Origin of the sequence: Rhodococcus sp. Eu-32 (assembly GCF_003336925.1) — a bacterium.
Classification (GTDB): domain Bacteria; phylum Actinomycetota; class Actinomycetes; order Mycobacteriales; family Mycobacteriaceae; genus Rhodococcoides; species Rhodococcoides kyotonensis_B.
Map to the genome: position 1 here is coordinate 1 of NZ_QGNK01000002.1, position 24,950 is coordinate 24,950.

Consider the following 24,950-nt stretch of genomic DNA (forward strand, 5'->3'; position numbering starts at 1 on the left):
GCCCTTCCAGGATGTGCAGGTCGGTGCGGCACACGCCTGCACCGCCGATCTTGACGACGACGTCGAAAGGCCCTGTGGGCGTGGGTATCGGCAGTTCGGCCATCTGCAGTTTGTCGTGGTATCCCACGACCTGTACGGCTCGCATCGTGCTCATCGTTTCTCTCCTAGAGGGCGTCGACCGTGGTGCGGTCGGGGTCGTCGTAGCGGGTGCGCAGGAGCCCGCGGCAGAAGTGCGCGTTGCCGTCGATCGAGATTCGTGTCGAGCGGGCTCGGCGCAATGCGAGCGGAACGTCGATCTCGGCATAGTCGTTTCCGTCGTGGTCGACCATGACGAGGCTGTCCGGAGACGACGGCAGTCCAATGACCCTGCGACGCAACAACAGAGCACGGGTCACGGAGTCATTCGGCAGATCGCCGAGCACGACGCGCCCCATCTCGTTCATCTGCCGCGACGGTTCCGCTTTGAGCAGCGCCGTCAGGCACCGCTCCATGGCGGCCACATGGGCCTTGCGGTGGAAGATCGTTCGGAGTTCCTCCAGATCGTCCTCCGCCTCGTGCAAGAACGTACCCCGATACCCGGCGTCGGCGGCCAACCCCGCGTTGATGATCTTCGAGTCGTGATGGTCGATCAATTCGACTGTCACACTGCGCGTCCAGGGCAAGGCCGTCAGCACATCCTTGGCGTCCGACGCCATCAGGTACGCGAAGTTCGGCGCGCAGAACGACGTCGGCAACCGCAACTGAACCAGCACGTCGTGGTCCGACGAGACGATCAGCGAATGCACGAAGTCGAGATCGGTTATCGGCTCGTCCAATTCGGGATCGACGACCACGCTCAACGCTCGAAATGCCTCTGTTTCACGTGAATCCGACATCTCATGCTCCCACGAGACGATCGTCGTCCATCCGATCCGCGCCACGCGGTCCGACGGCGGGCTCGTCGGCGTCGGCGAGCCGAAGATCCTCGGGTACCTCGATGTCGTACATCTTGGCCGCGTTCAGCCCCAGAACCTTCTTCTTCTGATCAAGCGTGATCGGTGGGTATTCGCTGAGCTCCTCCGGGATCTGGAAGTCGACGAACGACTCGATCAACCACCGCGGCGTCCACAGCGCGTAGTCCGAGGAGAACTGGATGCGATCCTCGCCCAGCCAGTACAGCAGTTCACCCATGATCTGCCCGAAGTACTTCGGGCGCGTGTGCATGAACGGTATCGCCACCGCGAGACCCGCGTGCACGTTCGGCTCCTGCGTCGCGATCCAACAGAAATCTTCGAGCCGCGGTAGTCCGCAGTGTTCGACGACGAAGTTCAGATCGGTGAAGTCGGTGGCGATGTGATCGACGTCGGCGACGTCGAACGCGTCGCGGTCCAGCGGCCGGATCGTCGGTCCCTTGTGGACGTGGATGTTCGTGATGCCGAGTTCTCGGCACACCTCGAGATAGCGGCGAGTCCAGTCGTCGTCCAGCTTGTAGCCGCGAGAGTCTCCGTGCCACTCGGCGGTGTAGAGCTTGACGCCCTTCAGTCCGAACCGTTCGGCGTCCGCACGAAGCTGGTCGAGTCCGCGCTCACCGTTCCGCGGGTCGAAGTGGTGGTTGTACGTGAGCAGTCCCTTGTGGGCTTGCGTCAACGCCCACGCTTCCTCGGTCTGGCCGAAACCGTTCACGTAGAACTCGCCGAGGTGCGCCGGCTGGAAGATCGCATGGTCGACATAGCCGTCGATGAACAAATCCTTGATCAGGCGTTCGCCGCCCTGGTACAGGTACTCGTCGTACGTCCACAGCTCCGACTCCGGCGACAGGTTCCGGTGGTAGTCGTAGAAGCAGTCGATGAACTGCTTGCCGTGGATGTTGCGTTGATTCTCGACGCGCGCATCCCACAGCGCGACGTGCGCATCGACGATGAAGAACTTGTCGTCTCCCTTTTGATACATCTCGCATCCTTCCGGCTTTTCCGGCCAGTGACCGGCACCACACTTGGTGGCGTCGACGCTAGGGCGACGCGACGACGTCGGGCAGGGCTCGGATGTCTCAATCTGAGACGCGGACATCCCAGCTTCTGGCTGTAACCTGAATCACATATATGCCGTCGACGCGCGAGGAAGCCGCTTGTCAGACCTTCGACCAGACCGACCGGCCGCATCCGGCCCGCTCGCGAATCGGGACGACGCCCTCGTCCCGCAGCGGCTGCGCGCGTCCTGGCTCAGAAGCGAGCGCTACGGCGTCTCCGCCGACGCCGTCGAGCCGATGTTCGCCGGCACCGAACCAGCGGAGTCGCTGTTCCACGAATGCGGCAACGAGGTGCTCGCCGATCTGCAGCGCACGATGGAGTCCGAGCCGGTCGGGATGATGCTGACCGACTCCGACGGCGTCGTACTGAGCCGGGTCAGCGGCGACCACAGCCTTCTCCGTGCGCTCGACGCAGTTCATCTCGCACCCGGGTTCGGATACTCCGAGCGGGAGGTGGGCACCAACGGCCTCGGTCTCGCGCTCGCCGACATCGCTCCGACGATGGTGCGTGCCGACCAGCACTACTCCCACAGCCTCACCGGATTCACGTGTGCGGCGGCTCCCGTCGTCGACCCGGCCACCGGCAAGCTCGAAGGAGCGGTCAACCTCACGACGTGGTCGAGGACGTCGAGCAACCTACTGCTGACGTTGGCGCGCTCGGCGGCGAGCACGATCGCCGGCTCGATGCCGGCGCGCGGCTCCGAACGTCGCGCGCGGCCGCCGTCGCGTCGCAACCTCTTTCGCATCGAGCACCCGTCGTCGGCCGACGGTCTCGAACTCGGCCCAGCCTGGTCCGAGGCGTCGACCACCGCGTGTACCGCGATGTCAGCGGGCTCCGTCGTCGCGGCAGTCGGTCCGCCGAGTTCCGGTCGAGCGACGCTGCTGGCCCAGGCTGCGCGACGCGTGTTTCCGCGTCACCGCATTCTTTCGGCTGCGGCTCCCGACCTCGCCGACCTGCAGGCGTGGCTCGATCTGTGGTCGTTCGAGGCGGGACGGTCCGACACCGTCGTCGTGTTGCGTGATGTCGACACGCTGCCCGCCTACGCCGCGGGTCAACTCAGAAACCTGTTGTTCACCGCCCAGGGCGCGGCGATGCCCGTCGCACTGACGGCCGAGACGTACCAGGATGTTCCCACCGCGTTGGCCGACGTGGTCACGTCGGTCGCAGCGGTGCCGCCGTTGCGCAATCGACCCGAGGACGTCATGCCGCTCGCGCGTCACTTCGCCGCGACGTTCCGCGGTCGCGAGGTGGCGTTCTCTCCGGCCGCGGAACGCGCTCTGCGCAACTACGACTGGCCACACGATGCCGCCGAGCTGTCACGCGTGATCGCCCGCGCGATCAATCGTTCGGACATCGTCGACACTCCCGTTCTTCCCACCGAGGTGCTCGCCGGGCCTGCTCGACGGATGTCGTCGATCGAGGCATTCGAGCACGGCGAGATCGTGCGCGTGCTGTCCGGAAAGCTCACGATGCAGCAGGCGGCGGCAGAACTCGGGATGAGTCGGGCGACGCTGTACCGCAAGATCCGCTACTACAAGATCGACGTCGCGCGGGGGCGCTCCGCTTACCGATGATTGGAAGTTCCCGCGAGGGGTTATCTCGCGAGACATGACTGCGAACGAGAACCCCGATCACACCGAGGACGAGCCCAAGGGCGGCCGACCGGGTCCGACGGACGAAGGCAAGGACGGCGGCATGGCCACGCGCGAACTCGCACCCGAGATCGCCGAGGAGAACGACGACTGACCGGTCCAGCGCGTCAGCACCGGTTGCCAGTCACCCGACGCACTGTCACCGGCCCACGCCACGTAGCCGTCGGGACGGACGAGCATCGCCGGTCCGCCGTCGCGGCGTCGCGCGACGTGACCGGCGAATTCGACTGCAGGGGCGTCGCTTTCGAGGACGAGCACGAACCCCACGTTCCGTAGTTCCTCGAACAGACGGCCGTTCGTCGTCGGAATGTCCGACGCGCGCGTCCCAACGAGACGATGGTCGCCCGCGCGTCGCCCGTAGTCGATTCCGATGCCGGAGAACGTGGCGGCGGCTGTGGATGTGACGAACGGTATGCGCAGCGCACCTCGGACCACGACGTTGCGTAGCGCCTTGGCCACTCGGGACCGCAGAAGCAACATGCGCATCGTCCGGCCCGACACACGAATCACCCTCTTGCCGACGGGATACCGCTCGTCCTGATAAGTGTCGAGAATTTTGTCTTCGGCGCCGCCCAGCACCGCGGCCAACTTCCACCCGAGGTTCAGAGAATCCTGAATTCCGGTGTTCATACCCTGCCCACCAGCAGGTGAATGGACGTGCGCCGCGTCGCCCACCAAGAACACGCGCCCGGTCCGGTACCGGTCGACCTGCCGTTCGTCGCACCGGAATCGGGATGTCCACCGCACCTCTCCCCAGCCGTAGTCGGTTCCCATGGCACGGACGAGAACGTTCCTGAGCACGTCGTCGTCGATGGGGTCGTCGTCCTCGGATCGATCGCCCCGATCCCACGCGACGACGCGGTACCACCCGTCGCCGAACGGAGCGACGAACGCGAAACAGTCCTTCCCCGCGTCGACCTCGACGACGCCCTGCGGCGGGTCGGTCAAGGCGACGTCGGCCAGCATGATCGAACGCAGCAGCGCTCGGCCCCGGAACTGTTGCCCGATCGACTCCCGCACGATGCTGCGGACCCCGTCGGCACCGACGACGTACGCCGCGCGCCATGTCGCGGTCCGGCCGTTCGTGCGAGCAGTGACGGTGACGCCGAGCCCGTCCTGCTCGATGCCGGTCACCGTGACGCCGCGGACGATGCGGGCTCCCGCGTCACGCGCATGCCGTTCGAGCAGCGAGTCCACGGTGGTCTGCGGTGTCGACAGCAAGAACGGGTACGGCGACGGCAATCCACTCATGTCCAGGTAGGTGTCAGCCCACATTCGCAGAGCGCTCACGCGGGCGCCGGTGGCCAACAGTTCGCCCGCGAGGCCGCGAGTGTCGAGCATTTCGAGCGTGCGTGCGTGCACGCCGAACGCTCGGCTGAGCGGTGACATCGCGTCATGTTTCTCCAGCACGACGACGGACTTCCCTGCCGACGCCAGCTCGCCTGCCATCGTGCATCCGGCGGGCCCGGCTCCGACGACCACGACATCCACGGTGTCCATGACGGCCTCCTGGGCTTGGGTCAACGGTTGTTGACTTCGACGGTAGACCGGTTCCGCATCCTGGTCAACGCCTGTTGACTTGACCCCGTGAATTCGTCGAAAATTCGCCATTCGTGCAGGTACAAAAACCGCACTGTTCGCGGTGTTGCAGTACACACCCGAAAAAGTCGCATCCGCGATACGCAATTACTACCGTCTGTCGTATGCAGCTGACGCGCTTCACGGACCTCGGACTGCGAGCGTTGATGCTGCTCGCAGCCGCGTCCGACGACGGGCGCCGGGTCACCACACGATCCATCGCCACGAATGTTCACGCGTCCGAGCATCACGTCGCCAAAGCCGTCACCCAGCTGGCCGAACTGGGGCTCGTCGAGTCGCAACGCGGACGCGGCGGCGGACTGTCCCTCACAGCCCAGGGACGGACCGCGACGGTGGGACAGGTCGTCCGACGACTAGAAGGTGACGCCGACGTCGTCGACTGCGTCGGCACGCGCCCGTGCCCGCTACTTCCTGCGTGCAGACTGCGTCGTGCACTCGCGGACGCGAAGGAAGCGTTCTACCGCGAACTGGACGGTCACACGATCGGCGATCTGACCGACAATGCCGTCCTCCCTCTGATTTCTTCACTTCCCCTCCTGCCCGGCACCGCCGGACGCTGAGCCCGAAAGGCCCCGTAGCCATGACCGAGACGACCCATGCCCACACCCCGGTGACGCCCTCGGCGCCGGACGAACTCGACGAGCATCACGCGGCCGTCATCCGCGCGACGCTTCCGCTCGTCGGCGCCAACATCGACGCGATCACGACGGAGTTCTACCGCCGCTTGTTCGAGGCCCACCCGTCGCTGAAGCAGAACCTGTTCAACCGCGGAAATCAGGCTCGCGGCGCCCAACAGCGCGCTCTCGCAGGCGCAGTCGCGACCTTCGCGACACACCTCGTCGACCCCGATCTGCCGCACCCCGTCGAGTTGCTCTCGCGCATCGGGCACAAGCACGCGTCGCTCGGAATCACGGCCGACCAGTACAGCGTCGTGCACGAGAACCTTTTCGCGGCCATCGTGGAAATTCTCGGCGCCGAGGCCGTTTCGGCCGACGTGGCGGCCGCATGGGACCGCGTCTACTGGATGATGGCGGATGCGCTGATCGACCTGGAACGACGCCTGTACGAGATCGCCGGCGTCGAGGCCGGGGACGTGTTCCGACGCGTCACCGTCACCGAACGCGTCGACGACCCGTCCGGTGCCGTGTCGATCTCCGTCGAAGACCCGGCGGTTTCGCTGCCAGATTTCTCTGCGGCACAGTATGTTTCGGTCGGCGTGACGCTTCCCGACGGCGCACGGCAGCTGCGTCAGTACAGCCTCGTCGGCGCACCCGCCACCGGTGTGTGGACGTTCACGGTCAAGCCTGTCGACGACGAGGGCACGCCCGCGGGCGAGGTGTCCACCTGGATTCGCGACCACCTGCGCGTCGGCGACACGATCGACGTCACGTTGCCGTTCGGCGACCTGGCCTCGGGAACACTCGGATCGCGTCCTGTGGTGCTCGTGTCGGCGGGCATCGGCATCACACCGATGATCGGCATTCTCGAATTCCTTGCCGCCGAAGCGAAGACCTGTGAGGTGTTGTCGCTGCACGCCGATCGTTCGGCGCAGACTCACCCTTTGCGCGAGCGGCACGCACAGCTGATCTCGGAACTGCCGTCGGCGTCGCTCGATGTCTGGTACGAGGAGCGCGGCCTGATGGATCTGAGCGAGACCGCGTTCCCCGACGACGCCGAGTTCTACCTGTGCGGCAACGTCGGGTTCACCCGGTCGGTTCAACACCAGCTGACACTGCGCGGGATCTCCGGGGAGCGCGTGCACACCGAACTCTTCGCGCCGGACGACTGGCTGGTCTGAGCCGACGCCTCGGTCAACATCCGTTGACTATCATCGACGCCATGGCCCGCCCTCGTTCAGCGACCTCGACCCGCGCGGCAATTCTCGACGCCGCCCGCGCCCGTTTCGGAAACGACGGCTACGAGCGCACGACGATGCGGGCCGTGGCGTCGGATGTCGGGGTCGACGCCGCGATGGTCGTGCGGTACTTCAAGACCAAGGACACACTGTTCGCCGAAGCCGCGACATTCGAACTCGACCTCCCCGACCTGCACGACGTCGATCCCGAGCAGCTCGCATCCGTTCTGATGCCCCGATTCTTCGAGGTCTGGGAGACCGACGGCACCTTCCTCGCGCTGCTGCGCGCTGCGGCGACGAGTTCGACGGCGGCACAGACGATGCTGGACGTGTTCGCGCATCAGGTCGCCCCGTCGCTCGCCGCGATCACGCCCGATCGTCACGCCGAACGCGCCGCCCTCGTCGGAAGCCAGATCCTCGGACTTGCGTTCTCGCGCTATGTACTTCGGGTGCCACCATTGGCGTCGATGTCGCACGACGACGTCGTCCGGTGGGTCGGCCCGACGCTCACGCGGTATCTGACCGACTAGACCCGGTCAGGAAACGCGCGCCTGGAGACGACGGCGATGATCGAGCCGCACGTGAGAACCCCGGCAGCGACCCATGCCAGGTTCGACACCCCCAGCGCGGGAAGCAACGCCGCCCCGATCGCCGCGCCGGCCGCGATCCCGATGTTCGACGACGCGTTCACCCATGCACCGGCCAGTTCCGGTGACGTCGCGTGTGTGCGCACCGCGGACGACTGGTAGATCGACGGCACACCGCCGAACGCACCGTTCCACATCGCTGCCGCGATGACGACGGCGATCGCCGACGGATGTGCCCACCCCACGGCGAGCACGCCGATCGACACGATGGACAGGATCACGACGGTGGTCCGACGCGGATTGCGATCCAGCATCTGGCCGGCGAACCACAGTCCGGCCAGGCCGCACGCTCCGCAGACGAGCAACAGGGGTCCGATGGCCGAATTGCTCACTCCCGCAGCGAGGAACAGCAAGCTGATGTAGGTGTACAGAATGTACTGTCCAACGTAGGTGACGGCGTTGGACGACACGACGGCCGTCAATTGGCGCCGACCCGCACCGACACCGTCGGGCCGCTCGGGAGTCTCCGACGTGACCGGCGGCAGGAAGCGGGCAACCAACACGAGCGTGATCGCCGACGCCACCGCCAGAACCACGAACGCCGCTCGCCACCCCAGGGCCGTGCCCAGTGACGTCGACACCGGGACGCCGAGCACGAATCCGACCGACGCGCCGCCCGTCGCGAGCGCCAACGCCTTGCCGACCTGGCCGCGGTCGACCAGCCGAGGTGCATAGCCGATGCACAGCGAGAAGAACAGGGCGTGTGCGGCGCCGCCGATCGCGCGCCCACCGACGACGACAGCGAAGGTGGGCGCCACCGCCACCACGGCATTGCTGACAACATATCCCGCAATCGTGGCCAGCAGCAACGGCTTTCGCGGCAACGACCGCGTCAGGATGGTCATCGGCACGGCCGACAGAGCGACCATTCCGGCGTAGAGGCTCACGAGCAGACCCGCCGTCGACTCGTCTACGGAGAACCCGGAGCCGATGGCGGTCAACAACCCGACCGGGAGCATTTCCGTCGTCACCGCAAGGCAGGACGCGACCGCAAGCGAGATCAAGCCGGGGAGCGTGGCCCGGACGGTTCGGGCACCACCGCCCGCGGCGTGAGTCGTCGTCATGCGTTCTGAATATACTCAGCCGCCGAGTTTAATCAAGTGCGATGATGACGGCGATGAGTCGACCACAGGACAGCACCGCCGCACGCTGGCACGGAGCCGCCCAACTCGTCGGACTCGTGCGCGCCGAACCGGGCATCACCCGAGCGACCGCCGCGCAGAGGCTCGGCATCAGCAGCGGCGGGGCCACCGATCTCGTTGCCCGCCTTCGTGCCCATGAACTGCTCGACGAGGTTCCGGCTCCGAGCAGAGGGCGTGGCCGTCCGACGACGGTGCTGCAGCCACACGCGCGTGGGCCGCTCGTCATCGCCGCCGACCTACGTCCGAAAGACTGGAGTCTGGCGCTGGCCGACATCGGCGGGCAGCCGAAATTCGTCACCCCGACGCCACTCGACTCGCCCGATCCGGCTCAGCTCGTCGCGGAGGTCGCGTCCGCGATTCGCGACGCGTACGACCGTGAACCGGGCCGGGTTCGGGCGGTGTCGGTGTCGGTTGCGGGCACCGTCAGCGATGACAGGCTGGTTCAGTTCACGCCGCGCGGGTGGTCCGACGTCGATCTCAGCCCGCTGACCGCCGCCCTTCCCCGCCACCTCGACATACCGTTGCTGATCGGGAACGACGCCACGCTGGCGGGCTTGGCCGAGGCGAGAACCGGTGCGGCACACGGCGCCGGGACCGCGTTGCATCTGATGATCGGCGTCGGACTGGGAGGCGCGTTGGTCGTCGACGGCGTTCCCGCGACGGGCGCGCACGGCGCGGCAGGCGAGTACGGCCACATCCCGTTCGGTGACCCCTCCCAGGTGTGTCCCTGTGGCGCGCAAGGCTGCTGGGACCTGACGATCGACGGCCGCGCCCTCGCGCGGCACATCGGGGAAAAGGCGCCCGTAGATCCGATCGCGTACGCACGCGGCATCGCCGGAGGGAACAACCTGTCCGACAACAGGATTCGCGGCGCATTCGACGCCGTCGCGACCTCCATCGGGCGTGGCATCGCAGGCCTGGTCAATCTGCACGACCCCGACGTCGTCACGCTCGGCGGGCTCGCCCCGACACTGCGGGCAGCCGCGTCGGACAGCTTCGACGCGGCATACCGGCAGGGCCTCATGGCTTTCCGGAAGAATGCAGCGCCGCCCGTTCTCGACGGCCTCCACGGCGACGATGGGCCCTTGCATGGCGCCGTCGCGATCGGACTCGATCACGTGACGTCGGAGCAGTCGCTGGCGGAGTGGGCGCGGCAGTAGGCGCTACTTCTTCTCGGGGTCGTGGCCCCAGTTCATCAGCGAGTACCGCCACGGTGTGTCGCTGATATCGCCCTTGGGCTTCTGCGCGGAATGCCGATTGATGTACCCGACGACTTTCCGCATGTGCTTGTAGTCGTCGTCCGTCAGATCGGCTTTCTTCGTATGCAGGATGTCGACGATGCGACGGCCACTTTCGTGACCCGTGGATTCGCCACCGTCCTTCTTCTGCCCGACGTCTTTCGACTCGTCCGTCTTCAGAAACTTCTCGAGCTCGCCCGCGGTCATGTTGACCGCGTCCTTGAAGTCCTTCCAGGTGTCCTCGTGGTCGTCGGCCATGGTCAGGACTTCTTCTTCAGCGCCGACGGCTTGTGCACCGCGTCGTTGCCGGACTTGTCGCTCTCGACGCGGTATTGAGGTTCGTCCTTCGACGCCTTGACGGTCCGGCCTGCGGCTTCCTTCTCCGAGGTGATCTTCTCCTTGACCTCACCCTCGGCTGTGCTGCCGTGGCTTTTCCATTCGACCTTGTCGCCTTTGTGGAATTCGTCTTTGCTCATGGGGTCACGGCTACCCGTCCTTGCAAGATCTACTCCCCTGTTGTGCGTTTTCGACGTTTCGAGCCACACATCAGGAGGGTGAATTTCGCCGCGATCCGCCGAGTCGCGCCGCCTGGGTCGCCAGGTGGCGCCGCTCGGCGAGGTTGGACGCAGCCTCCGCCGCCTCGCCGAACAGCGTCGCAGCGGTCTCGAGATCGCCCGCCTTCTCGTGCAGGTACGCCGACGCCGCGGCATAGCGCGGCACATCTGGATCGATCCGAGCGAGCGCTGCCAGACCCGCCGCCGGACCGTCGGCCTCGCCGACCGCGACTGCGCGATTGAGTCCGACGACGGGGCTGTCGGTGATCGCCTGCAGCTCGTCGTACCACTCCACTATCTGGACCCAGTCGGTCTCGTCGGCGCGAGGCGCATCGGCGTGCAGCGCGGCGATCGCGGCCTGTGCCTGGAACTCGCCGAGTCGATCGCGTCGCAACGCCTTCTGCAGGATGCCGACGCCGTCGGCGATCATCGTCGTGTTCCACAGGCTGCGGTCCTGCTCGGCCAAGGGCACCAACGTGCCGTCGCTGCGCGTCCGGGCCGGCCGCCGGGCATGATGCAGCAACATCAACGCCAGCAGTCCGGCGGTTTCCTCGTCGTCGGACATGGCGTACAACTGCCTCGTCAAACGGATGGCTTCCGACGCGAGGTCGACGTCGCCGCTGTAGCCCTCGTTGAAGATCAGGTACAGCACACGGCGGACGGTCGCAGGATCGCCCGGTTCGTCGAATCGGACGTCGGAGACGGTCTTCTTCGCGCGACTGATGCGTTGAGCCATCGTCGTCTTCGGGACGAGGTAGGCCGCCGCGATCTGTTCGGTCGTCAGACCACCGACAGCACGCAACGTCAGCGCGACCGCGGACGCCGAGCTCAGCGACGGGTGCGCACACAGGAAGAACAGGTGCAGTGTGTCGTCGCGACTCTCGGCCGGGCCCGGCGGCGGCTCGGCGTCGACGCGTAACTCGCGCTCGCGACGAGACATCTCGGATCGGTGAGCGTCGAGAAACTTGCGCCACGCGACGGTGACGAGCCAGCCCTTCGGATCGGCAGGCGTTCGGCAGGAGTGGAGCCCGCGGAACGACCCGGTGGGGTCGGGCCAGGCTGTGAAAGCCTGCAGCAGCGCCTCCTGAACGGCGTCCTCGGCCGTCGCGAAATCGAGTCCGCGACGGACGAGCACACCGATCACGGCGGGAGTGAGCTCCCGGAGCAGCTGTTCGTTCATGTCACTCGGTGACGGTCGGGGGCACACCCATCAACGGACGAACTTCGAGCCACTCGTGGATCGGCTTGCCGTGTGCGCCGGGCGCGGCAGACAGTTCGCCCGCGAGTTCGAGGGCGCGGTCGTAGGTGTCGACGTCGATGATCATGAACCCGGCGATCAGGTCCTTCGTCTCGGCGAACGGCCCGTCGGTCACAGGCGGCTTGCCCTCGCCGTCGTAGCGGACCCAGGCGCCCTCCGAGGACAGCGCATGGCTGGCGACGAACTCACCGGTTCCGCGAAGCTTGTCCGCGAAATCTTCCATGTACTGCATGTGCGCATTCACCTCGTCGGGTGCCCACTGGTCCATCGGGACGTCGTTCACTGCTTCGGGGGCGCCGCGGTAATGCTTCAGGAACAGGTACTTCGCCATGACTGTCTCCTTCGGTATCGGGCAGCCCCTGTGGCTGCATCCATCCCTGGGACGGAGCCGAAGGACCGTTGTCGACATGGTTCCAGAACTTTTTTCGTTTCGGGCGGTCACACGGGCCGCGCTTTCCTACGATCGACGTGCGGGGCCAGCACGTCGCTGATCGGCGATGTCCGCCGTCGGCGATGATTTTCGGTCTCGCTGCGTGTCTCGATAGATGTCGTAGAACTGCGAATATTTCGAACCGACTCGACTGTGGAGATGACGATGACTACTCGACTCAACCCGTACCTCGGCTTCCGAGGCGACGCGCGCACCGCAATGGAGTTCTACCAGGGCGTCTTCGGCGGCGAACTGACGATGAGCACATTCGCCGAGTTCGGCGCCAGCGATGACCCTGCCGACAAGGACCAGATCATGCACAGCCAGCTCGAGACACCGAACGGGCTGACGCTGATGGGCGCGGACACCCCGGCTAGCATGCCTCTCGACGTCGGCAACAACGTCTCGGTCTCGCTCAGCGGTGAGGACGAAGCCGAACTGACCGGCTACTGGGACAAGCTCGCCGTCGGCGCCCAGAACACGATGGGACTGAACAAGGCGCCGTGGGGCGACACCTTCGGGATGCTCACCGACAAGTTCGGCATCAACTGGATGGTGAACATCTCCGGGTAGCCCTGCTCTACGGTAGGTTCCTTCACCGACACCCGTCACTCGGATCGTCCGGCACGTTCCTGCCGGTGAAGGGATCTATTTTCTCATGGCTTCGATTACTTTCGACCGCGCCACCAGGCTGTTCCCTGGTTCCGACGCGCCCGCCGTGGACGCGTTGGACCTCGAGATCGCCGACGGCGAATTCCTCGTCCTCGTCGGCCCGTCGGGTTGCGGCAAATCGACGTCTCTGCGCATGCTCGCGGGTCTCGAGGAGGTCGACAGCGGCCGAATCCTCATCGGCGGCAACGACGTCACGCACGCCGAGCCCAAGGAACGCGACATCGCGATGGTGTTCCAGAACTACGCGCTGTACCCGCACATGAGCGTCGCCGAGAACATGGGCTTCGCCCTCAAGCTCGCCAAGGCGAGCAAGGAGGAAATACGTACGCGGGTCCTCGAAGCCGCCAAGCTGCTCGACCTCGAGCAGTACCTCGACCGCAAGCCCAAGGCACTGTCCGGCGGTCAGCGTCAGCGAGTTGCCATGGGACGGGCCATCGTTCGCCAGCCGCAGGTGTTCCTGATGGACGAGCCGCTGTCGAACCTCGACGCCAAACTGCGCGTCCAGACGCGTACGCAGATCGCACAACTGCAGCGCAGACTCGCCACCACAACCGTCTACGTCACGCACGACCAGGTCGAAGCCATGACGATGGGCGACCGCGTCGCAGTGTTGAAGGGCGGGGTGCTGCAGCAGTGCGCATCGCCGCGTGAGCTGTACCGGACTCCCGCCAACGTCTTCGTCGCCGGCTTCATGGGATCACCGTCGATGAACCTGTTCCGAGTCCCTGTCGCCGACGGCGGCGTGCGGATCGGCAACCAGGTCGTGCCCGTCCCCCGCAGCACCCTGTCGGGTTCCACCGGGACCGACGTCGTGTTCGGCATCCGTCCCGAGCACGTCGAGATCTCCGAGTCCGGACTGAAACTCGAGATCGACGTCGTCGAGGAACTCGGTTCGGAGGCCTTCGTCTTCGGGCGGGCGGACATCAACGGATCGCCGCAGACCATCGTCGCCCGCGCCGACTGGCGTGACCCGCCGCAGAAGGGCGAGGTCGTGCACATCCGGTTCGACGAGGCGCACGCACACGTCTTCGACGGCGCCGGGGATGGTGTGCGGCTGAGCTAGCCCGTAATCGAACGTACGACGTGGGCCCGAGCCCGCGGAATCCGCGGGCTCGGGCTGATTTCTCGGGTCCCATGTTCATACTGTGCTGTGCTGTTGACCCCATTGAACTGTTCGTATTATCGTAATGTTCGAATAGTTCATTGTGATACAGGCCACAGCAATGGCGGGTTCTCCCGTGCCTCGACTCGCCCGAAGTGGCGTACCGGACCCTGCCGCGGCATCGACTTCTCAGCGCGCGGCGTCCGTTGCACGCGACCTCCGAATTCGCCTGTTCGAGAGGTTCGCTCGGATACCATCCACAGCAAGGACACTTTGTGAACATGAATTCAGATAGCCTGACGCCCGTCTCGGAGGACCCTCGGCGATCCAATCGCAAGGGCGCGCTCGTCGTGCTCATCTGCTTCGCCGCAGTATTCTCCGAGGGCTACGACCTCGTGATCTACGGATCGGTCGTGCCTGCGTTGCTCGACTATGACGCGTGGGGCCTCGACGCCCCAGCCGTCGGCACCATAGCGAGTCTGGCGTTGGCAGGCATGCTGGTCGGCGCCTCGGTCAGCGGAATTCTGACCGACACGTTCGGTCGACGAAAGGTCTTGATCTACTCGGTCGCGTTCTTCTCGTTCACCATGGCGGTGTGCGCCGTGGCCCCGAATCCCGAGGTGTTCGGCGCATTCCGATTCCTCGGTGGCTTGGCGTTGGGTGGCGTCGTCCCCGCTGCCATCACGATGGGCGTCGAATATGCCCCACGTGGACGCGGGAACTTCTACAACGGGCTCGTTCAAAGTGGTTACGGCATAGGCGGTGTCGCGTCGGCACTGCTCGCGCTGTGGCTCATCGCCGATCACGGCTTCCGAACGATGTTCTGGATCGGTGCACTCCCCCTGGTGACGCTCGTACCGATCGCCATGCTGTTCCTGCCGGAGTCGATCGACTTCCTGAACTCCAAGGGACGGTATGCCGAAGCACGCGCAACAGCCGAAAAAGTCGGTCGTGCTTGGTCTCCCGACCAGGCACGGACGGTGGCGAGTAGTCGGTCGTCGCGACCGAGCAATCCCGTGTCCGCACTATTCGGCGGCCGCTACGTGGCCGTCACCGCACTGTTCATCGGTGCATACTTCATCGGATTGTTGTTGTCCTACGGACTCAACACGTGGCTGCCGCAGATCATGCGCACCGCGGGCTATCCCCTCGATTCCGCCTTGACCTCGCTGGTCGTCATGAGCGCAGGTGGAGTGTTCGGCGTACTCACCCTGTCACGAGTGGCGGACCACTTCGGGGCAAAGATCGTCGCGTGCAACGCATTCGGCATCGCCGTGATCAGCCTCGTCGTACTCAGCATCAGCCCGCCGACTCCGGTGTTCTATGCGGCTCTGTTCGCTGCAGGCGTCGGCTCCTGGGGGACGACGGTCGTGATCTCGGGGTACGTCACCGAGATCATGCCTGCGGACCTGCGCGGCTCGATGCTGGGAGTGGGCCTCGGACTCGGCCGCTTGGGCGCCGTCGCGGGCCCTCAGGTGGGCGCATTTGTCATGGCGTCGGGCCTCGCCGTCGAGTGGAACTTCTACATCTTCATAGTTCCGGCCGCACTCGGCCCGATCATCCTGCTGGCGATGCCGCTGGCGATCTCCGCAAGCCGCCGACGACACGGCGTCTTCCGCACTTCGGAAAGTGACGCAGCCTCGGCACGAGCAGTGCCCCAGCGTGACACCGTGACCGAGAGCTGATTTCCCCACACATCGAGAAGAGCCCCTGTCGGACAGGATATCCGACAGGGGCTCTTTACTATCCGTGAACGATGCTATCAGGCGATGACAGCCTGCTTCAGCGGAAGCGAAACATCTTCGGAGAGCGCGACATCGATCGATCCACCGTCGTTCAGAAGCTTTCTCAGCAGGACGAAGTCCCCCGGCTTGTTCACACACTCGGCTCCGACGACGACACCGTCGACGAAATACAGAATCGAGAATTTCCCGGACGCCGGGTCGCCGCGGATCACTGTCCGGTCCGCGTCGTCACGTCCGCCTACCATCTGCAGCTTCAAGTCACCTTGGTGCGACCAGAACCAGGGCACCTCGACCTCGGGGTCGCCGACGACGTCGCTCAACGAACGTGCGGCGTTCTTGGCCTGCAGAGTCGCATTGTGCACCGACTCCAGCGATCGGGAGACGCCGGGGACCGACAGACTTCGGGTCACGGTGCAATCGCCCGCCGCGACGATACCGTCGACGCTCGTCCTCGATGCACCGTCGACGACGATGCCGCGGTCGATCTCGAGTCCGATTCGCTCTGCAAGCTCGATACGGGGTACGACCCCGATCCCGACGACGACGAAATCCGCCTCGACGAGCTCACCGTCGTCGAGAACAACGCCTGCGGCCTTGCCCTTGCGTTCGAAGACCTCGACGACGGACGCCCCGAGTCGAACGTCGACTCCGCGAGCGCGGTGCAGATCTGCGAACACGCCGCCGACGAGCGGTCCGACCGACCGACCCATCAGAGTCGTATCGCATTCCACGACCGTGGCTTTCAGGCCGGCCGACCGCGCGAGCGCTGCAGCTTCGAGTCCGATGAAACCACCCCCGACGACCACGACGGATTCCGACTCGGCGAGATACCGATTCAGAACCACCGCGTCGTCGAGATTCTTGAGATACAGCACGCCGGGCAGATCCGCACCCGGCACCTTCAGGGTCCGGACAGACGATCCGAGGGCAAGCGCGAGCCCATCGAATCCCACGGTCCGGCCGCTGGCGCTGACGACCTTGCCTGCGTCACGGTCGATATCGCACACCGGGTCACCCAGACACATCTCGATCCCCAGCTCGTCGTAGAACGACGGGCCTCTCAGCGTGATGGAGTCGACCGGGTTCGTCGGCGACAGATTTCCCTTCGAGAGCGGGGGTCGATGGTACGGGCGATGCGACTCGTCGCCGAACACGGTGATCGATCCACGAAAGTCGTTGTCCCTCAGAGATGCGGCGATCTGAACGCCGGCATGTCCGGCGCCTACGACCACGACACGATCGCTCACCGTTGCTCCGCAGGCGTACGCACGATCAAGCCGTCCATCGCCTCGGTGACCTCGAGCTGACACGACAACCTGCTCACCGGAAGCCGTTCTGCCGCAGTGCCGTCGAGCATGTCTTCCTCGTCATCGTCGGGTGCTCCGACGATGTCCAGAAAGACCTCGTCCACGTAGACGTGGCACGTGCTGCATGCAAGCGAGCCGCCGCAGTCGGCGACGATGTCTGGGATGTTGTGTTGCACCGCAGCAGCCATCACCGACTGGCCGATCGGGGCTTCGATGTGACGTTCGGTTCCCGCAACGTCGACGAATGTTATCGATACCATTGATTGCCTCCGTACTCAGTGGGCATTTCGGCCGTTCGGGCCAGATAGTCCCACAGCCCATTTCGTCCCCGACGTATGTGCGTTGACGAGTTTGAGACCACCGTCGATCACCACGTTCTCACCGGTCATGTACCCCGTCTCCGGCCCGGCGACGAACTCGAAGAACGCTGCGATCTCGTCCGGGCTGACCAGCCGGTCGATCGGTGTCGTCCGTGCGATGTGGTCCATGTCCTCCGGCGGAACGATCTTCCGCAACATGGCGGTGTCGACTCCAGCCGGCGAGATGGCGTTGACCGTGATCGATGTCTTCGCAAGTTCGAGTGCCAACGATTTGACGAGTCCCAACACGGCGTGCTTCGAGGCCACGTACGCGGCCAGAGACGCTCCGCCCAAGATGCATTCGACCGATCCACAGACGAGGATGCGTCCGCCGGTGGGAGCATCCAGCATCGACGGCAGAACGGCTTTGACACTGTTCCACACGCCCTTGACGTTGACGTCGAACACGAAGTCGCGGTCTTCGTCGGACATGTCGAGCAGTAGTGCGGACCGAGAGACCCCGGCGATCGCGGCCAGGACGTCGATCGGCCCCGACCGCGTGGCGACATCGACCGCCGCGCGCAACGAGGCGGGGTCACGTACATCTCCCACGAAGGGTGTGATCGACGAATCGGACGCCATCCGCACGGTTTCCTCGAGTCCTGCGGGATCGACGTCGAACGCGTGAACGCGGGCGCCGGCAGCAGCGTAACGCACTGCTACTGCTCGTCCGACCCCCGACCCGGCACCGGTCACGAACGCGCTCCTGCCGTCGAGCGATCCCGTCACTGTGACACTTCCTGCCCCAGTTCGACTTCCAGGTGCGCAGGGCCTCTCAGCATGTGATTGCGGTGGTACTCGATGTGATCGTCGACCAGTACCATATCCGGATAGGTCTGTGCCATCACACGAAGAACGATGGCTGCTTCCATGCGCGCGAGTGCCGCGCCGAGGCAGTGATGCGGCCCGAAGCCGAAAGCGTTGTGCGGGTTTCGTTTGGCAGTCAAGTCGAGTACGTCGCCGTCGGGGAACGCGTCGGCATCACGGTTCGACGACGCGAGGAACACCGAGACCGTGTCCCACTGTTCGATGTCCACATCACCGATCCGCCCGGCCTCACCCGCGAGTTTGTCGATGTACTGAGTGGGTCCGGTGTAACGCAGCAACTCGTCGACCGCAGCGGTCGCCCGGTCCGGATCTTCGACCAGCAGATTCCACTGGTCACGATGGTCACGAAGCAACGCGATCATCGAATTGCCGATCAGATTGGTCGACGTCTCGTGTCCCGCGAAGATCATCTGGGTGATGAGCGCGACCAGCTCTTCCTCGGAGAACCGGTCACCGTCGCCTTCGCCGTCGAGCAGTGCACGCAGCAGCGGAGTCGTCTCCTCCGTCCGCTTCCTCGCGAAGTGGTCGAGGCAGTACTCACGCAAGGCGAAGACGCTGGCATGGGTGGATTCGACCAGCGGGTCGGACGACCATTCGCCGCCGACGAACAGACCGAGATCACACGACCAGGCGCGCAGCTTGTCGCGGTCTTCGGTGGGAACGTCCAACAGTTCGCAGATCACGATGAGCGGAAGGTGGAATGCGAAGTCCGAGATGAATTCGACTGTCGTACGGCCCCGTATCGTCTCGAGGAGTCGCTCGACTATCTCCTCCACATGCGACCGCATGTCGTTCACCACCCTCGGGGTGAAGGCATTCTGCGCGAGGCGCCTCAGTCGCTTGTGCTTGGCACCGTCGACACCTGCGAGACGCTTCTCGTAGAACATGAACGTCTCACGCAACTGCACCTGGTGTGGTTCGTCGAGCAGATCAACCGCGGTGCGGAACCGAGATCCCTTGACGGCAAGACCCTGCAGCGTGGTCGGTGCCGTCAGGATGCGACGGCAGTCGTCGTACCGCCCGACGAGGATCCGATCCTTGAATCTGAATGCAGGCCCGTACTCTCGAAGCTTGCGGTAGAACGGATACGGATCGGCGATCATGTCCGGATCGTGCGAAAAGAAACGTCGGGCCAGTTCGGTCAACTCTGCCGCATCGGTTCGGTTGTCGACGGAACCCATCGGGACAGTACTCATGAGAACTCCTGGATTCGGGGTACGGACCAGTTGCTCGTGCGGCCGGAGTTCGATATTGCTGCACCGAAAGCTGTTGCTGTGCAGCGATATCGACGACGACTACCGCACTTCTACTGTTGGCTATGCGTCTTCTCGTGGATCGACGATGACGACGGTGTAGTCGGAATCGCCGGTATGCCTGCGCACCGACGACGTCGCGATCTCCGCCAGCTTCGGTGCGGGCAGGAGGCAATCCGCACAACCGATTTCAGTGAGATCGAGAGCGAATCTGAGCTCCTTCTCGTGGCTGGGCTCGATGACGTCGAGACGAGCGCCGTCTCCCGACACCAAGATCTGGATCTCTTCGACGGCTTTGGCGAGCGACTGATCGATCGACCCGCTCATGATGCCGCTCCGCTCCGCTGGCCACGGACGTCCCAGTTCGCCGGATCGAGCGAACGAGTGACAGGAATGTGGTTCGACATGCCGGGCAGCATCGTCGCGTGCAGACTTCCCTTGCCGCCGTTGACGATGACCGACACGTCGTCGGGCGAATCCATCAGGTAGACGTAGCCGTCCTTGACATCGTGCGCCTCCTCCAGCGGACCGTGTAACGAGGCAGGGAACCACGAGATCGGAAGCTTCGCTTCCGTGAACAGGAATTCCTGCACGTCCTGGATGTCCGGGATCTCACGAGCCACGATGTTCGCCCAGACCGGATTGAGAGCCACCACCTGGTGAGCGAACTGGGCCGAGTGGTCCATGTTGTTGTTTCCCATGTAGCACAACGACTTCGCGACGACCTCGAGGATCTCTCGGCCGGAACTGCCGTAGCTGTCGAGGATGTTCGCCGACCCGAGCACACCGATCGCCGTGACGGAGTCACCCGAGACCCCACGGCGTTCACCGAGGGAGCGCCACGGAGATTCCTCCAGCCATTCGGACGTGACGATTCCCGTGACACGACCCGGCTGACCGAACACCGACTCCGACGTCTTACCCGCGACCTGTCCGGCGACGTTGCGCATGACGAGACGGACGGTACGGCCGATGGCAGGTGCCGCACCTGCCACACCTCCGAATGCACTGTGACGGTGCGGGATATCGAGACGGTCCCTGACATCCCCGCTGACGACGAACGCCGGCACGACGGAGGCCGTCGTGGCGTTGACGCCTGCAAGGTCGAAGGCGGGATCGCTGACGGCGGAGATGCACGCGACGATCAGCGGCATCGCCTCGGGGGGTGCGCCTGCCATCACCGCGTTCACCGCGATGTGCTCGACCGTGCAGTCGATTCCTGAGGGAAACAGGCGACCCGCGACGAACTGGCCGTCGATACCGCTGGCATCGACGTACTCCGCGACGAGAGCTTCGGTCGGCGGAATCACCGGGAGTCCGTCCGACCACCCACGCTTCAGGGCTTCGGCACTGAAGGATCGCGCGTCGAGGTCACCGACCTCGACCCGTTCGCTGACGAGTGTTTCCGTGTGATCCGAGGTGGTGGTCATCAGCGGATCGCCCCCAATTCTTCGAGCAGACTGTCGTAGTGGTCGCGGGCGATCTGACGAATTTCCGCTTCGTCCCTGCCCTCCAGCGGGTACGGCATGACCTTGAGTCGAATGTCGTCGTGACCGCGCTGGCTTGCCAAGGTGCGCGCGAGCGGCTCGAAATGCTCCGTCGAGACCGCGACCGTGGGCAATCCGGTATCGAGAGCGCCGAGTGCGTCGTGCACGGCCCACAGGGTGCAGGAACCGCAATTTCCGAGACCGCTGATGGCGACGTCGATCGAACCGAGGAACTCTGCGAACTCCTGTCCGCCTTCCACCATCTCCTTGTCACCCTTACCGACCGGTGCACGCCAGATCACCGGCGTTGCACCGTCCGCCTCGAGCGCTTTGGCCCACTCGTCGCTGATCCAGTCCCACGAGAGCCAGAACTGATCACGACGCAATCCCACGCGCTTGCCGTACAGAGCACCCACCGGGGAGCACTTCGGTTTACTGAGCTGCTGCGCCGTCGGCGCAGGCGATAGCACTATCGACATCGAACCTCCTGCGTACGAAATCCTCGATTGCGTATATTCGAACTAACCGCATACTTGCCGTTCGAGCCTAACCTTTTGTGTGACTCATGTCTCTAGTTGTGGGAAAGTTTCTGTAAGTCACACCTACTTCACCCGAATCACAACGCGGACAGATACCTTTCGGCGTCGATCGCCGCCGAGCAACCGGTACCGGCAGCCGTGATCGCCTGCCGGTAGCGGCTGTCGACCAGGTCACCCGCGGCGAACACACCGGGCACACTCGTTGCCGTCGTATCGACAGCGGTACGGACGAAGCCGTGATCGTCGATGTCGACCTGGCCCGTCACGAGGTCGCTGCGTGGCGTGTGCCCGATCGCCACGAACACCCCGCCCGCCGGCCGCGTGATCGATTCGCCCGACGCGACGTCCCTGAGGACGACGCGCTCGACACGTCCATCCCCCTCGATGTCGACGACCTCCGCACCCAGTATCCACTCGATCTTGGGATTCTCCTGCGCGCGCCGAACCATGATATTGCTGGCGCGCAACGTTTTCCGTCGGTGAACGATGGTCACGCTCGCCGCGAATCTGGTCAGGAAGCACGCCTCTTCCATCGCCGTGTCACCGCCACCGACGACGACGATATGCTGCCCCTTGAAGAAGAAGCCGTCACACGTGGCGCACCAGGACACACCGATCCCGCTGTACTTCTCCTCGGCCGGGATGCCGAGACGGCGATACTCCGATCCCATGGCGAGCACGACTGCAGCACTCCGGTACGCCCCGGACAGAGCCTTGACTTCCTTCACATCGCCACCGAGGTCGACGGATACGGCCTCGTCGGCGACGAACTCGGCGTCGAAACGAACGGCCTGCCGTCGAACCAGATCCATGAGGTCGGGCCCGAGTATTCCGTCGGGGAATCCGGGGAAGTTCTCGACGTCGGTCGTCGTCATCAGTGCGCCGCCTTGGGACGGTCCTTCGAGGACGAGAGGCCGAAGGCCTGCCCTTGCTGCGTAGAGTGCGGCGGTGTAGCCCGCTGGTCCTGATCCGACGATGATCAGTGTGCGCATCGAATCGTCGCTGCTCATTCTTGTCTCTTTTCGTAGTGTCCAGCTTGTCGTAGCGTCCGGCGCTACCGGTCGTCGGAGCGCCGCATGATGGGTTCGAGAGGCTCGCGCGCGGTGCCCGACAGCTGAAGTTTTTCGGCGAGTTCGACGACAGCCCCTGCACTCTCGTCGCCGCTCATGCCGGAGAACTCGACGTCCAGGACGACGAAGTCCGCGCCGGCGTGCGCGTAGGCTGCCACCGTCTCACCGACCACGGCCCTGTGCACGACCTTCGGCTTGATTCCCATACGGAAGCCCGACGGCACGTCCGCGCCCAGCTCGATCAAAGTCGCACGGGTGGAGGCGAATTCGTCGGGCGTAAGGTTCGCTCCGTACCACCCGTCGGCAAGCCGCGCCGCGCGTGCGAGAGCGGCAGTACTGTTGCCGCCCAACACAACGGGCACCGAATCGCGGACCGGCCTCGGCGCACTACCGACCGAGGTGGACGTGCCCCGCGGCACGAACTGCTCGCAGCGCCACGCCTCGCGCATGTCGACGATGGAGTCGCCCAGTGCACGGCCACGTCCCGACCAGTCACGACCGAGGGCGTCGAACTCGCCCTGCAGCCACCCCGCGCCCATGCCGAGGACCATCCGTCCCGACGTCAGACGGTCGACGGTGGCGACCTGCTTGGCGAGGAGAACGGACTCGCGCAGTGGCCCGACGAGAACGCCTGTCGCAAGTTGTATCCGGTCCGTGAGCGCCCCGACATAGCCGAGTGTGGTGAGGACCTCGTAGAACGCCGTCGTGGAATCGACCCCCATCAGGTCCGCATCGGACGGGATCGCAACGTGGTCGGACACCCACAGTGAATCGAACCCGGATCGGTCTGCGGCGCGCGCGACGGCGGAGATCGATTCCGGCGACGCCGACGTGCCCCAGTTCGGGAGTTTGATACCGATGTGTGGAACTCGGACCGGAGGCGGCGTTCGATCGTCGATCATCGAGCCAACTCGGGGATGCTGCCCAGAATCTCCCGCTCCGGGAGTACCGTCTGTAGCAATTGTTCGTATGTTTGTTGTTCCACGGTAGGGAGGCCGGCATGGCTGTCAGAGGACGTCCGTCTCGTACGGCCCTGCGGGCCGAGAAGTTGTCCGCGGTGGTCGCGCGCCAGATTCTCCACGACATTCAAGACGAAAACCTTTCGGCTGGAGACAAGTTGCCGCCGGAGAGCGACATGTGTGAGCGCTTCGAGGTCGGCAAGGCGTCGGTGCGCGAAGCACTGCGCATTCTCGAAACGAACGGATTGATACAGATACGCACCGGCAACGGCGGAGGACCCGTCGTCGGCGACATGGACGGCCGAGGATTCGGTCAGATGTCCACTTTGCATTTCCAGGCTCTCGGTGCGACGTTGCGAGATCTGCTCGACGCGCGAATCGGAATCGAACCGACGCTCGCTGCGTCGGCGGCCGCGCGCCCGGGAACCGACGCCGCCGATGCGGTGCAGCACGCCTTGAAGTCCTCCCTCGGGTTCGCCGACTGCACCACCGAGGAGTTCGCGCGAGAGAACTCGGGCTTCCACGGCGCCGTCATCACCGCGTCGGGCAACCCGATCATGTCCACGATCGCGCTCGGGCTTCGAGACATCTGGGCCCTGCGGATCGACGCTGTTCCTGTACCCGACGACTACCGACTCGAGATCGAACGCGACCACGAACAGATCACCCAGGCCATCGCCGACCACGACGAACGCGCCGCAGCAGACTTGTCGCGCAAGCACCTCGTTGCGTACAAGGCGTTGTGCGAGAAGCAATTTCCGGACACTTTGTCCGAACGCGTCGAGTGGCGGTGACACCTCCGAACGAGGTGTGCGCGAGGGACAGTTTCGACGAATACGCCGGCTGACCCGCCAAAGATACGTATAGTTCGAATGGTCGATCAGTTCACTCGACCATATCGAAAGGTGCGCCATGTCCGACGGCACGATCATCGAAGCAACCGATACCACCTTCCAGGGCGAGGTCGACGCGGCCGACTTCGCCCTCGTCGACTTCTGGGCACCCTGGTGCACCAACTGCCGGCAGGTGAAACCTCTCCTCGAAACCGTTGCGCAGCAACACCCGTCGGTGCACGTCATGACACTCGACATCGAGGCCAATCCGGAGGTACAGACCAACTGCCGAGTGATGACGCTACCGACCGTCGTCATGTTCCGAAATGGTGTCGAGACAACACGATTCACCGGATTCGACGCAGTGCGGACCATGCTGCGCAACCTTCCCGAACACGTCGACATGGCACGCTGA

Annotated in this window: 26 protein-coding genes and 2 pseudogenes; 10 read left to right on the forward strand and 18 right to left on the reverse strand. The window is 64.7% G+C overall.

Translation table 11 applies throughout. From position 1 onward, the window contains the following. The 3 genes and pseudogenes from DK926_RS03445 to DK926_RS03455 form a co-directional block, all read right to left on the reverse strand. A pseudogene (locus DK926_RS03445) lies at positions 1–145 on the reverse strand (NAD(P)-dependent alcohol dehydrogenase); the annotation flags it as partial. A gap of 19 nt (positions 146–164) precedes the next feature. Continuing rightward, a complete protein-coding gene (locus DK926_RS03450) occupies positions 165–875 on the reverse strand; it encodes an iron-sulfur cluster assembly protein (protein ID WP_114329324.1) in 711 nt (236 codons plus the stop codon). 1 nt (position 876) lies between these two features. Continuing rightward, a complete protein-coding gene (locus DK926_RS03455) occupies positions 877–1,929 on the reverse strand; it encodes an amidohydrolase family protein (protein ID WP_068425196.1) in 1,053 nt (350 codons plus the stop codon). A 175-nt stretch (positions 1,930–2,104) separates the two neighbouring features. Between DK926_RS03455 and DK926_RS03460 the strand changes: the two genes are divergently transcribed. Continuing rightward, positions 2,105–3,580, forward strand: a complete 1,476-nt coding sequence (locus DK926_RS03460) for a GAF domain-containing protein (protein ID WP_243636624.1) — start codon at positions 2,105–2,107, stop codon at positions 3,578–3,580. 228 nt (positions 3,581–3,808) lie between these two features. On the opposite strand, the pseudogene DK926_RS26985 reads toward DK926_RS03460, so the two are convergent. Continuing rightward, a pseudogene (locus DK926_RS26985) lies at positions 3,809–5,269 on the reverse strand (FAD-dependent oxidoreductase); the annotation flags it as partial. Between the two features lie 92 nt (positions 5,270–5,361). Here DK926_RS26985 and DK926_RS03470 point away from each other — a divergent pair. Genes DK926_RS03470 through DK926_RS03480 form a run of 3 tightly spaced genes read left to right on the forward strand, consistent with a single transcriptional unit; the run spans position 5,362 to position 7,642 of the window. Continuing rightward, positions 5,362–5,817 carry an Rrf2 family transcriptional regulator gene (locus DK926_RS03470; RefSeq protein ID WP_068425202.1) on the forward strand — a complete coding sequence of 152 codons (456 nt, stop codon included), beginning with the start codon at positions 5,362–5,364 and terminating at the stop codon, positions 5,815–5,817. A gap of 20 nt (positions 5,818–5,837) precedes the next feature. Then, complete coding sequence (locus DK926_RS03475; RefSeq protein ID WP_114328734.1) at positions 5,838–7,055, forward strand: globin domain-containing protein; 1,218 nt, start codon at positions 5,838–5,840, stop codon at positions 7,053–7,055. Between the two features lie 41 nt (positions 7,056–7,096). Then, positions 7,097–7,642 (forward strand): TetR family transcriptional regulator, encoded by a 546-nt coding sequence (locus tag DK926_RS03480; protein WP_114328736.1) that lies wholly within the window; start codon positions 7,097–7,099, stop codon positions 7,640–7,642. On the opposite strand, the gene DK926_RS03485 is transcribed toward DK926_RS03480, so the two are convergent. Further along, complete coding sequence (locus DK926_RS03485; protein WP_114328738.1) at positions 7,639–8,823, reverse strand: MFS transporter; 1,185 nt, start codon at positions 8,821–8,823, stop codon at positions 7,639–7,641. The genes DK926_RS03480 and DK926_RS03485 overlap by 4 nt on opposite strands. Positions 8,824–8,876: 53 nt before the next feature. Here DK926_RS03485 and DK926_RS03490 point away from each other — a divergent pair, with 53 nt between their 5' ends. Continuing rightward, complete coding sequence (locus DK926_RS03490; RefSeq protein ID WP_243636625.1) at positions 8,877–10,061, forward strand: ROK family transcriptional regulator; 1,185 nt, start codon at positions 8,877–8,879, stop codon at positions 10,059–10,061. Positions 10,062–10,064: 3 nt separating this feature from the next. Here DK926_RS03490 and DK926_RS03495 read toward each other — a convergent pair whose 3' ends face one another. The 4 genes from DK926_RS03495 to DK926_RS03510 all read right to left on the reverse strand — a co-directional run bounded on the left by DK926_RS03495 (position 10,065) and on the right by DK926_RS03510 (position 12,282). After that, on the reverse strand, positions 10,065–10,397 hold the full coding sequence (locus DK926_RS03495; RefSeq protein ID WP_207890733.1) for a DUF3140 domain-containing protein: 333 nt from the start codon (positions 10,395–10,397) through the stop codon (positions 10,065–10,067). A 2-nt stretch (positions 10,398–10,399) separates the two neighbouring features. Further along, a complete protein-coding gene (locus DK926_RS03500; RefSeq protein WP_114328742.1) occupies positions 10,400–10,615 on the reverse strand; it encodes a DUF2945 domain-containing protein in 216 nt (71 codons plus the stop codon). 70 nt (positions 10,616–10,685) lie between these two features. Next, positions 10,686–11,873, reverse strand: a complete 1,188-nt coding sequence (locus tag DK926_RS03505; RefSeq protein WP_114328744.1) for a DUF6596 domain-containing protein — start codon at positions 11,871–11,873, stop codon at positions 10,686–10,688. A 1-nt stretch (position 11,874) separates the two neighbouring features. Then, positions 11,875–12,282 (reverse strand): YciI family protein, encoded by a 408-nt coding sequence (locus DK926_RS03510; RefSeq protein ID WP_114328746.1) that lies wholly within the window; start codon positions 12,280–12,282, stop codon positions 11,875–11,877. 264 nt (positions 12,283–12,546) lie between these two features. Here DK926_RS03510 and DK926_RS03515 point away from each other — a divergent pair, with 264 nt between their 5' ends. From DK926_RS03515 to DK926_RS03525, 3 genes are all read left to right on the forward strand, one after another. Beyond that, entirely contained in the window at positions 12,547–12,954 is a 408-nt protein-coding gene (locus DK926_RS03515) for a VOC family protein (protein WP_114329329.1), read from the forward strand. 85 nt (positions 12,955–13,039) lie between these two features. After that, complete coding sequence (gene ugpC, locus DK926_RS03520; protein ID WP_114328748.1) at positions 13,040–14,116, forward strand: sn-glycerol-3-phosphate ABC transporter ATP-binding protein UgpC; 1,077 nt, start codon at positions 13,040–13,042, stop codon at positions 14,114–14,116. 320 nt (positions 14,117–14,436) lie between these two features. After that, on the forward strand, positions 14,437–15,840 hold the full coding sequence (locus tag DK926_RS03525) for an aromatic acid/H+ symport family MFS transporter (RefSeq protein ID WP_125833363.1): 1,404 nt from the start codon (positions 14,437–14,439) through the stop codon (positions 15,838–15,840). A gap of 77 nt (positions 15,841–15,917) precedes the next feature. Here DK926_RS03525 and DK926_RS03530 read toward each other — a convergent pair whose 3' ends face one another. From DK926_RS03530 to DK926_RS03570, 9 genes are all read right to left on the reverse strand, one after another. Beyond that, positions 15,918–17,147: an FAD-dependent oxidoreductase gene (locus DK926_RS03530; RefSeq protein ID WP_165839491.1), complete on the reverse strand. Its 1,230-nt coding sequence runs from the start codon at positions 17,145–17,147 to the stop codon at positions 15,918–15,920. Further along, positions 17,144–17,467: a 2Fe-2S iron-sulfur cluster-binding protein gene (locus DK926_RS03535; RefSeq protein ID WP_114328754.1), complete on the reverse strand. Its 324-nt coding sequence runs from the start codon at positions 17,465–17,467 to the stop codon at positions 17,144–17,146. The genes DK926_RS03530 and DK926_RS03535 overlap by 4 nt, the downstream gene beginning before the upstream one ends. Before the next feature lie 15 nt (positions 17,468–17,482). Then, entirely contained in the window at positions 17,483–18,295 is an 813-nt protein-coding gene (locus DK926_RS03540; RefSeq protein ID WP_165839492.1) for an SDR family NAD(P)-dependent oxidoreductase, read from the reverse strand. Then, a complete protein-coding gene (locus DK926_RS03545) occupies positions 18,292–19,590 on the reverse strand; it encodes a cytochrome P450 (RefSeq protein ID WP_114328758.1) in 1,299 nt (432 codons plus the stop codon). Before DK926_RS03545 ends, DK926_RS03540 begins: the two co-directional genes overlap by 4 nt. 120 nt (positions 19,591–19,710) lie before the next feature. After that, entirely contained in the window at positions 19,711–19,974 is a 264-nt protein-coding gene (locus DK926_RS03550) for a hypothetical protein (RefSeq protein ID WP_114328760.1), read from the reverse strand. Next, positions 19,971–21,077 (reverse strand): hypothetical protein, encoded by a 1,107-nt coding sequence (locus DK926_RS03555; RefSeq protein ID WP_207890734.1) that lies wholly within the window; start codon positions 21,075–21,077, stop codon positions 19,971–19,973. The genes DK926_RS03550 and DK926_RS03555 overlap by 4 nt, the downstream gene beginning before the upstream one ends. Beyond that, positions 21,077–21,613, reverse strand: coding sequence for a hypothetical protein (locus tag DK926_RS03560; protein ID WP_125833364.1), 537 nt, complete (start codon positions 21,611–21,613; stop codon positions 21,077–21,079). Before DK926_RS03560 ends, DK926_RS03555 begins: the two co-directional genes overlap by 1 nt. 137 nt (positions 21,614–21,750) lie before the next feature. Continuing rightward, positions 21,751–22,683, reverse strand: coding sequence for a thioredoxin-disulfide reductase (trxB, locus tag DK926_RS03565; protein ID WP_114328764.1), 933 nt, complete (start codon positions 22,681–22,683; stop codon positions 21,751–21,753). 44 nt (positions 22,684–22,727) lie between these two features. Beyond that, entirely contained in the window at positions 22,728–23,645 is a 918-nt protein-coding gene (locus DK926_RS03570) for a TIGR03619 family F420-dependent LLM class oxidoreductase (RefSeq protein ID WP_114328766.1), read from the reverse strand. A 98-nt stretch (positions 23,646–23,743) separates the two neighbouring features. On the opposite strand from DK926_RS03570, the gene DK926_RS03575 reads away from it, so the two are divergent. Further along, positions 23,744–24,496, forward strand: a complete 753-nt coding sequence (locus DK926_RS03575; RefSeq protein ID WP_114328768.1) for an FCD domain-containing protein — start codon at positions 23,744–23,746, stop codon at positions 24,494–24,496. A gap of 118 nt (positions 24,497–24,614) precedes the next feature. Further along, positions 24,615–24,950 carry a thioredoxin family protein gene (locus DK926_RS03580; RefSeq protein ID WP_114328770.1) on the forward strand — a complete coding sequence of 112 codons (336 nt, stop codon included), beginning with the start codon at positions 24,615–24,617 and terminating at the stop codon, positions 24,948–24,950.

Coding starts and splice junctions, on each gene's coding strand:
- DK926_RS03450 (WP_114329324.1), bottom strand. CDS start 875: ATGTCGGATTCACGTGAAACAGAGGCATTTCGAGCGTTGAGCGTGGTC.
- DK926_RS03455 (WP_068425196.1), bottom strand. CDS start 1,929: ATGTATCAAAAGGGAGACGACAAGTTCTTCATCGTCGATGCGCACGTC.
- DK926_RS03470 (WP_068425202.1), top strand. CDS start 5,362: ATGCAGCTGACGCGCTTCACGGACCTCGGACTGCGAGCGTTGATGCTG.
- DK926_RS03475 (WP_114328734.1), top strand. CDS start 5,838: ATGACCGAGACGACCCATGCCCACACCCCGGTGACGCCCTCGGCGCCG.
- DK926_RS03480 (WP_114328736.1), top strand. CDS start 7,097: ATGGCCCGCCCTCGTTCAGCGACCTCGACCCGCGCGGCAATTCTCGAC.
- DK926_RS03485 (WP_114328738.1), bottom strand. CDS start 8,823: ATGACGACGACTCACGCCGCGGGCGGTGGTGCCCGAACCGTCCGGGCC.
- DK926_RS03490 (WP_243636625.1), top strand. CDS start 8,877: ATGAGTCGACCACAGGACAGCACCGCCGCACGCTGGCACGGAGCCGCC.
- DK926_RS03495 (WP_207890733.1), bottom strand. CDS start 10,397: ATGGCCGACGACCACGAGGACACCTGGAAGGACTTCAAGGACGCGGTC.
- DK926_RS03500 (WP_114328742.1), bottom strand. CDS start 10,615: ATGAGCAAAGACGAATTCCACAAAGGCGACAAGGTCGAATGGAAAAGC.
- DK926_RS03505 (WP_114328744.1), bottom strand. CDS start 11,873: ATGAACGAACAGCTGCTCCGGGAGCTCACTCCCGCCGTGATCGGTGTG.
- DK926_RS03510 (WP_114328746.1), bottom strand. CDS start 12,282: ATGGCGAAGTACCTGTTCCTGAAGCATTACCGCGGCGCCCCCGAAGCA.
- DK926_RS03515 (WP_114329329.1), top strand. CDS start 12,547: ATGACTACTCGACTCAACCCGTACCTCGGCTTCCGAGGCGACGCGCGC.
- ugpC (WP_114328748.1), top strand. CDS start 13,040: ATGGCTTCGATTACTTTCGACCGCGCCACCAGGCTGTTCCCTGGTTCC.
- DK926_RS03525 (WP_125833363.1), top strand. CDS start 14,437: ATGAATTCAGATAGCCTGACGCCCGTCTCGGAGGACCCTCGGCGATCC.
- DK926_RS03535 (WP_114328754.1), bottom strand. CDS start 17,467: ATGGTATCGATAACATTCGTCGACGTTGCGGGAACCGAACGTCACATC.
- DK926_RS03545 (WP_114328758.1), bottom strand. CDS start 19,590: ATGAGTACTGTCCCGATGGGTTCCGTCGACAACCGAACCGATGCGGCA.
- DK926_RS03550 (WP_114328760.1), bottom strand. CDS start 19,974: ATGAGCGGGTCGATCGATCAGTCGCTCGCCAAAGCCGTCGAAGAGATC.
- DK926_RS03555 (WP_207890734.1), bottom strand. CDS start 21,077: ATGACCACCACCTCGGATCACACGGAAACACTCGTCAGCGAACGGGTC.
- DK926_RS03560 (WP_125833364.1), bottom strand. CDS start 21,613: ATGTCGATAGTGCTATCGCCTGCGCCGACGGCGCAGCAGCTCAGTAAA.
- trxB (WP_114328764.1), bottom strand. CDS start 22,683: ATGAGCAGCGACGATTCGATGCGCACACTGATCATCGTCGGATCAGGA.
- DK926_RS03570 (WP_114328766.1), bottom strand. CDS start 23,645: ATGATCGACGATCGAACGCCGCCTCCGGTCCGAGTTCCACACATCGGT.
- DK926_RS03575 (WP_114328768.1), top strand. CDS start 23,744: ATGGCTGTCAGAGGACGTCCGTCTCGTACGGCCCTGCGGGCCGAGAAG.
- DK926_RS03580 (WP_114328770.1), top strand. CDS start 24,615: ATGTCCGACGGCACGATCATCGAAGCAACCGATACCACCTTCCAGGGC.